Origin of the sequence: Rathayibacter sp. VKM Ac-2926, assembly GCF_022815565.1 — a bacterium.
Lineage (GTDB): Bacteria > Actinomycetota > Actinomycetes > Actinomycetales > Microbacteriaceae > Rathayibacter > Rathayibacter festucae.
Map to the genome: position 1 here is coordinate 111,840 of NZ_JALGRS010000014.1, position 6,989 is coordinate 118,828.

Consider the following 6,989-nt stretch of genomic DNA (forward strand, 5'->3'; position numbering starts at 1 on the left):
ACCCGCTCAGCGCCCCGCCCGCTCGCCGCTCACGGTCGTCCCTCCATGAGGCGGGTCGTCCACCGGGCCAGCGCGGTGACGGCGGCGCGGGACAGCTCGGCGCCGGGCAACATGCTGGTGAAGCCGTGGAACGCTCCGGGCCAGACGTGGAGCTCCGCCTCGACTCCGGCTTCCCAGAGGCGGCTCGCGTAGGCGACCGTCTCGTCCCGGAAAACCTCGGCGCTGCCGCAGTCGAGGTAGGCCTGGGGGAGTCCGGACAGATCGCCGGCTCGTGCAGGCGCGGCGTAGACGGAGACGTCCTCGCCGCCGCGCCGGGCGCCGAGGTAGGCGTCCCAGCCGAACCGGGTCATGGCTCGGTCGGCGACGCCGATCCCGTCGATCTGCCTCGTCGAGACGGTCGAATCGCTGTCGTCGAGCATCGGGGAGATCAGGATCTGGGCCAGGATCGACGGTCCCCGGCGGTCGCGCGCGAGCAGGGCGGTGCCCGCGGCCAGTCCGCCACCGGCGCTCTGCCCGACCATGACGATGCGGTCGGGGTCGATGCCCAGTGCGTCGGCGTGCTCGGCGGTCCAGACGAGACCGGCGTAGCAGTCCTCCACGGGGTAGGGATCGGGGTGCTCGGGGGCGAGGCGGTAGTCGACGGTGACGAGGACGACGTCGTGGGTGAGCAGCCAGTCGTCGTAGGAGTCGAGGTTCCCGAGGTAGTGGCCGAACATCATGCCGCCGCCGTGAATGGTGAAGAAGCAGGGGGCGGTGCCGGTGCGACCGGCGCGCTGGAGGATGCCGAGGTCGATCGGATCACCGTCGTGCCCGGGGACGGTGACAGTGCGCCGTTCGAGGCCGCGGGCGCGCAGTGCGTCGTCGAGCTCGTGCTCCGTCGTCTCCAGCTCGCGCATGCGCGGGAGCATCGCCGTGGTCAGGGTGAAGGGTCCGCGCTCCTGCAGCCGGTCGAGGAAGGTCGCGAGCTCGGGGTCGAAGGGCGGCGGCGTGAGAGTGTCGGACATCGGTGGTCTCCTGGGTCGAGGTGGTGCGGGAACGGAGGGCGCCGGCGGCGACGAGCACCGCGGCGGCGAGAGCGAGGGTCGGGGCGGCGACGGTGATCGTGTCCTGGAAGCGGAGGAGGTCGGGCGGTGCGCTGACGGATCACGAAGCCGGTCCCCGCGAGGACGGCGGCCGCCGGTCTCGACCGAGGAGGCGCCGGTCACCGGCTGGAGGCCCGCGGTCGACGCGTGCAGGTCGCGGCCGAGGGTGGGCAGGGCGACGGTGAGGATCGAGCTGTCGAGCATCCCGAGCAGGGGCGCGGCCGACCGGCCGGTGAGGGCGATCCGCTCCTCGCGCAGGCGGCGTGGGGCCGTGCCTCGCGGGGCGGATCGGGGGCGTCGGGCACCATGGGCGCACTCCTTCACGGGGAAGAAGTGGCGGATCACTCGATGCCGCGTGTGCGCGCAGGCCGCGGACGAGCGCGGACTGCTTTTTACCTCAGATGAGGAGAGAGTACACCCCGGCGGAGGCCCGGCGATCGGAATACGGCGTCGAGCAGGGGGGCGCCCGCTTCGAGCGAGCAGCCCGGGCCGGCCCTGCCGGGGTGGAGCCCGACGGACGCCTGCCCGGCCGCGTCCCCGGAGGTCGGCCTTCGCCGCGCGGATCCGGCGCACACGGAGCGCGAGCGGTCCGACGGCGACCGTCCTGGGAAGGGACCGCCGCCGAGCCGCTCCGCCCGCGTCGAGTGAGCGGTCAGGTCCCGGGCTGGGAGGAGCCGCTCAGCTGCGCGGCGATCGGCACGGTGCCGGCGACGACGACGTCGCCGGTGTGTGCGGTGGTGACGGTCTCGATCAGCACGATCTCGACCTCCTCCTCGGCCACGGGATTGTGCCGCACGCCGCGCGGGACGACGAAGAACTCCCCGGGAGCGAGATGCACGTCGGGCCGGTCCTCGAGTTGGATGCGCAGTCGGCCCGAGACGACGAGGAACATCTCGTCCTCCTCGTCGTGCGAGTGCCAGACGAGCTCGCCGAGGAGCCGGGCCACCTTCACGTACTGGTCGTTCACCTGCCCGACGACCCGGGGCGTCCAGTGCGACGACACCTGGGCGAGCTCGGAGGAGATGCTGACGCTGTCCTGATCCACGCGTCCATTCTTCCGGGCGGACCCGCGCCGTCGTCTTCACTCAGGTCACCGAGAATCGCCCTCGGTCTTGTCGCTGTCCACGAGCCGATCCTCCGCGCGGTCCTCGACCGGGCCGCCTCGCCTCAGAGCCCTTCGAGCACCTCGACCGCCCGCTGGACCCCGTGCTCGCTCCGCATGAGACGGCCCACCTCGGCCGCCCGCACCCGCCGCGACAGGGCGTCGCTCATCGCGGGCACGAGGGTCGCGGCCGAGAGGCGGCGCAGCGGGACCGGGGCGGCGGCCAGGCCCTGCCGGTGCAGCTGGGTGGCCCAGAACGGCTGGTCGGCGGTGACGGGCACGACGACGGCGGGCACGCCGGCCCGGGCGACGGCGTGCGAGGTGCCGGCCCCGCCGTGGTGCACGGCGAGCGCGGCACCCGGAAGGACCGCGTCGAACGGCGCCGACCGCACCGCCAGCACGTCGGGGCCGCGGCACTCCGCCGGCAGCGCGAGTCCGCCCCACCCGGTGACGAGCAGCACCCGCACGCCGTGGGCGCGGGCGGCCGTGACGATCGCGTCGCCGCGAGCCGAGGCGTCTCCAGTCGTCATCGAGCCGAACGACGCGACGAGGAAGGGTCCGCCGGCCAGGAACTCGGCGACCGCGGGGTCGGGAGACGCGGCCGACTCCGCGAACCACGCTCCCGTCTGGTGCACCCGCTCCGGCCAGTCGTCGGGGCGCGGCAGCAGCGCGGAGCTCACCGCCATGAGCGTCGCGCGCGAGGGCGACCGCCGGTCCGGACGACGGCCGCCCGGCAGCTCGGCGGCGGCGCGGGCCACGTCGGCCTCGAAGAGCCGGGCGGCGCTGCGCGGCACGGCGTAGGTGTGCCGGTTGTAGGCCCCCAGGTCGCGGGTGGCCGTGGGACCGCCGGCGGCGGGGAACCGCTCGCTCGGAGTGGCCACCGGCGCGAACTCCACCAGCACGCGAGGCACGCCGAGCGCGTCCGCCGCCATCGGCGCGCTGAGGATCAGCGGATGGTGGACCACCACGTCGGGCTCGAAGGCGATCGTCTCCCGCACCGCGGTGGCGAGCATCCGCTGCATCGCGGGCCGCACCTCCCGGCGCAGGTGGTTCGCGAGCGCCCACGGGGTGCGGCCGGCGGGGGAGAGCACCCGCCGAGCGTTCAGGCCGAGGGCCACGGTGTCCACGCCCTCGGGGGCGTCGGCGTCGTCGGGCAGGGCCAGCAGGACCTCGTGACCGCGGGCGACGGCGTGCCGGGCGAGGGCCGCGAACGGCTCCACATCGCCCCGGGTGCCGGCGGTGGCGAGCATCATACGCATCCCCCCAGTGTGGCCCGCAAGTCATCACCCCGCGTCGAGGGGGCCGGTAGCCTCGGGCGGGTGACTGATCGCAGTGAGCGGACGGCGAGCACCGCACCGCTCGCGATCGGCTCGGTCGTGCGCCGCCTCGTGCACATCTCGCGCCCGGTGCTCTGGATCAACACCATCGGCTCCGGCCTCGTCGCCGTGTGGCTCACCGGCGCGCTGTTCGACCTGCGGGCGCTGCCGATCATCCTGTGGCTCACCCTGCCGTTCAATCTGCTGATCTACGGCGTCAACGACGTCTACGACCAGGACACGGACGCGTCCAACCCCCGCAAGGGCTCGATCGAGGGCGCCAGGATCCGGCAGTCCGAGGTGCGGCTGATCACCTGGGCCGTCGCGGCGACCAACGTCCCGTTCCTCGTCTACTTCCTCCTCGCGCTGCCGCCGCTCGCGAACGCCGCGATCCTGCTCTACGCCGGCGTCTTCGTCTTCTACTCCGCGCCGCCGCTGCGCTTCAAGGCGCGGCCCTTCCTCGACTCGCTGAGCAACGCGGCCTACGCGCTGCCGCTGGTCATCGTGCCCGCCGCCTTCGAGGTGTCGCCGGTCTGGCCGGCCGCCCTCGGGCTGATGGCCTGGAGCGTGGCCAAGCACGCCTTCGACGCGGTGCAGGACATCGTGGAGGACCGCGACGCGGGCATCACCACCACCGCGGTGCGGCTCGGGGCGCGCGGGACGGCCCTGTGGAGCGGAGCCTGGTGGATCGTCTCCACGGTGCTGTTCGCCGTGGTGAGCGTGCCCGTCGCCGCGGTCAACCTCCTGATCGCCGGCGTCCTCGTCGTGCGCCTGCTGCGCGACCCGACGCCGGAGACCGGTCACCGGCTCTACCGCCTGTCGGTCGCCTTCCCGTACATCGCGGGCTCCTTCACCGGGGTCCTGCTGCTGGTCTCGATCGTGCTGGGAGGCTCCGCATGAGCCGCGTCGTCGTCGTCGGCGGCGGGATCGGCGGGCTCACCGCGGCCGCGCTGCTCGCGCACGCCGGCCACCGCGTCACCCTCCTGGAGGCCTCCGCCGAGCTCGGCGGCAAGAGCCGCCGCCTCCAGCTGGGCGAGGACCGCATCGACACCGGGCCGTCCCTGGTGACGTTCCCGGCGGTGTGGGACGAGCTGCTGCGGCGCCTCGGCGACGGCGAGTGCGCCCCCGAGCGCGTCCGGGACGCCGGCCGGCTCGACCTGGTGCGGATGCCCGAGGTGGGCCGCTACTACTACGACGGCGAGGAGACCTCGCTGCCGGTCGCGCCGGATCACCCCTGGTACCCGGCCTGGCGGCGGTTCTCGGAGCTGCACGCGCCCCTCGCCGACGATGTGACCGAGCTGCTGCTCGCCGATCCGCTCGACCGGGCCGCCCTCCCGGCGCTCCGTCGGCTGCTGGCCGTCTACGGCTCGCGGCTCACCACGCGCGCCTACCTCGACGGCCTGCCCTGGCTGCCGGACGGGCTGCGCGAGATCATCGCGATCCACACCCTGAACGCGGGTGTCTCGCCTGCGCGCACCCCCGCCCTCTACGCGAGCATGCCCGCGATCATGGCCGAGACCGGGGCCTGGGTGCCCCGCGGCGGCGTCTACGAGATCGTGCTGGCGCTGGGCCGGCTGGCCGAGGCGGCCGGCGTCGAGGTACGCACCGGCGAGGCGGTCGTCCGCATCGAGCGCGGGTCGGTCACCACGGATACCGGGCGCTATCCGGCCGACCTCGTCGTCAGCGCCCTGGACGCCGACCGGCTCGAGGCGCTGACGGGTCCGTCGCGGATCCCGGCGCTGCCCCGCCTGCGCCCCCGCACCCTCTCCTGCTCGGCGATCGCGCTGTACGGCGTGCTGCGGGAGGAGCTGCCGGCGAGCATCGCGACGCACAGCGTGGTGCTGCCGACCCGACCCGCCGCGCTGCACCGCAGCCTCGAGGCGGGCGACGAGCCGGCGGACACCATGGTGTTCGTCAACCAGTACCGCGCGGGCGAGGTGTACCCGAATCCGCACAGCACCCTCGGCGTCCTGCTCACCGCGCCCGCCGACGGCGGCCGGTACGCCGCCGAGCACCCCTTCGTGCGGCGCGAGGTCGAGCGCGTCTCGCGGGCGATGGGGCTCGACGGGCTCCTCACCGACCTCCTCGACGAGCAGACAGTGCTCGATCCGCAGTACTACGGCGAGGGCGGCGAACCGCACGGCGCGCTCTACGGCGCGGCGCGGCCCTCCTGGCAGAGTGGGCCCTTCCACCGGCCCGCGTACCACGACCGCCTGCGGCCGTGGCTGTGGCGGGTCGGAGCGTCGGTGCACCCCGGCGGCGGGATCCCCGCGGTGGTGGGCGGCGCGATGATCGCGGTGACCCGGCTGCTGAAGTCGAGCCCGGCCTAGCCGGCGGAGCGGTGCGCCGCACCGCAGCAGGCGGAGGCGGAGCCCTCTGCATGCTGGTCGAGCAGCGCCGCAGGCGCGTATCGAGACCCGCCGTCGCCTGACGTGTCGGTGATGGTGGATCTCGATACGCCCGCTGCGCGGGCTACTCGATCAGCATGGGTGCGCTGCCTGCTGCGTGCGGCTCCGCGCCCTGCATGCTGGTCGAGTAGCGCCGCAGGCGCGTATCGAGACCCAGCGGCAGCCGCGCGCCGGCGGCGGCGCGTCAGGCGGGCGTGAGCCGGAGGGGCGGGCGGGGCTGGATCGGCGTCGTCCCCGGTGCCATCGGGGAGATCCACTGCACGACAGGGCTGGTCGTGGTCGAGCCCGGGCCGAACGTGAAGGCGAAGTCGGCCGCACCGGCGACGGTCGGACCGGTGAGGTACGCGAACGCGGCGCTGTCCTCGTCGACGACGCTCCAGCCCGAGGGCAGGGCGATCGTCGACGCGTCGAAGAACTCGGCGGGGATCAGCAGGAGACCGGGGTAGCCGATCGCGTAGCAGTCGGCGGGCACCAGCAGCCGGAGCGTCGACGTCCCGCCGAAGACGGCGGGGTTCGTCAGCCACTCGAGCACGGGGAAGCCCCGCGGCCCGACCTCGATGGTCGACGAGACGGAGCCGGTGACCTCGCTCTCGGTCCAGGTGGCCGTGGTCGTCCAGTTGCCGGACAGCTCACCCCACTCGACGTTGAAGCCCTTGGTCCCCGCGGTCACGCCGTCGGGGGCGAGGATCGTGATCGTCCGGCCGCTGTCGTTGATCACCGTCCACCCCGCCGGCGCGACGACCGACGTCGCGGGGGAGAAGGCGTACTCCTCGAGGACGGTCAGGGTGAGAGTGCCGGTCCCGCGGACGACCGGAGTGCCGCGCGGGGGCGATTCCAGGGTGAGGAAGAGGAGGGACGACTCCGTCTGGACGCCCCTCGGGCCGTCCCAGGACAGGCGGGCCGTGAGCCCGGCGGTGCTCGCCGCGGCCATCGGCGCGGCCGTCGCGACCGCGACGACCGGGGTCGACCAGGCCGCCCCGAGCACGGTGCGCCTCGCGACGTCGGAGGGGCGGGGGTCGCGGACGCCGTGTGTGCTCATCGGGGCGAGTGTCGCAGTGGGGGAGTGTCCGCGGCAAGATCC

At 74.2% G+C, this 6,989-nt stretch carries 6 protein-coding genes; 2 read left to right on the forward strand and 4 right to left on the reverse strand.

Going from position 1 to position 6,989, the window contains the following annotated elements:
* Window positions 1–29 precede the first annotated feature (29 nt).
* From MT351_RS17400 to MT351_RS17410, 3 genes are all read right to left on the reverse strand, one after another.
* Entirely contained in the window at window positions 30–1,004 is a 975-nt protein-coding gene (locus tag MT351_RS17400) for an alpha/beta hydrolase (protein WP_243582837.1), read from the reverse strand.
* 730 nt (window positions 1,005–1,734) lie between these two features.
* Window positions 1,735–2,127: a cupin domain-containing protein gene (locus tag MT351_RS17405; RefSeq protein WP_165909044.1), complete on the reverse strand. Its 393-nt coding sequence runs from the start codon at window positions 2,125–2,127 to the stop codon at window positions 1,735–1,737.
* Between the two features lie 122 nt (window positions 2,128–2,249).
* Entirely contained in the window at window positions 2,250–3,443 is a 1,194-nt protein-coding gene (locus MT351_RS17410) for a glycosyltransferase (RefSeq protein ID WP_243582838.1), read from the reverse strand.
* Between the two features lie 60 nt (window positions 3,444–3,503).
* On the opposite strand from MT351_RS17410, the gene MT351_RS17415 reads away from it, so the two are divergent.
* A complete protein-coding gene (locus MT351_RS17415; protein WP_243582839.1) occupies window positions 3,504–4,400 on the forward strand; it encodes a UbiA family prenyltransferase in 897 nt (298 codons plus the stop codon).
* The gene (locus MT351_RS17420) at window positions 4,397–5,830 is read left to right on the forward strand and encodes an NAD(P)/FAD-dependent oxidoreductase (protein WP_243582840.1); all 1,434 of its coding nucleotides are present in this window, start codon (window positions 4,397–4,399) and stop codon (window positions 5,828–5,830) included. Before MT351_RS17415 ends, MT351_RS17420 begins: the two co-directional genes overlap by 4 nt.
* Before the next feature lie 262 nt (window positions 5,831–6,092).
* On the opposite strand, the gene MT351_RS17425 is transcribed toward MT351_RS17420, so the two are convergent.
* Window positions 6,093–6,947, reverse strand: coding sequence for a hypothetical protein (locus tag MT351_RS17425; protein ID WP_243582841.1), 855 nt, complete (start codon window positions 6,945–6,947; stop codon window positions 6,093–6,095).
* Between the last annotated feature and the right edge of the window lie 42 nt (window positions 6,948–6,989).

Excerpts from the sequence above, each read along its gene's own strand:
- MT351_RS17400 (WP_243582837.1), bottom strand. The coding sequence starts at position 1,004 with ATGTCCGACACTCTCACGCCGCCGCCCTTCGACCCCGAGCTCGCGACC.
- MT351_RS17410 (WP_243582838.1), bottom strand. The coding sequence starts at position 3,443 with ATGCGTATGATGCTCGCCACCGCCGGCACCCGGGGCGATGTGGAGCCG.
- MT351_RS17420 (WP_243582840.1), top strand. The coding sequence starts at position 4,397 with ATGAGCCGCGTCGTCGTCGTCGGCGGCGGGATCGGCGGGCTCACCGCG.
- MT351_RS17425 (WP_243582841.1), bottom strand. The coding sequence starts at position 6,947 with ATGAGCACACACGGCGTCCGCGACCCCCGCCCCTCCGACGTCGCGAGG.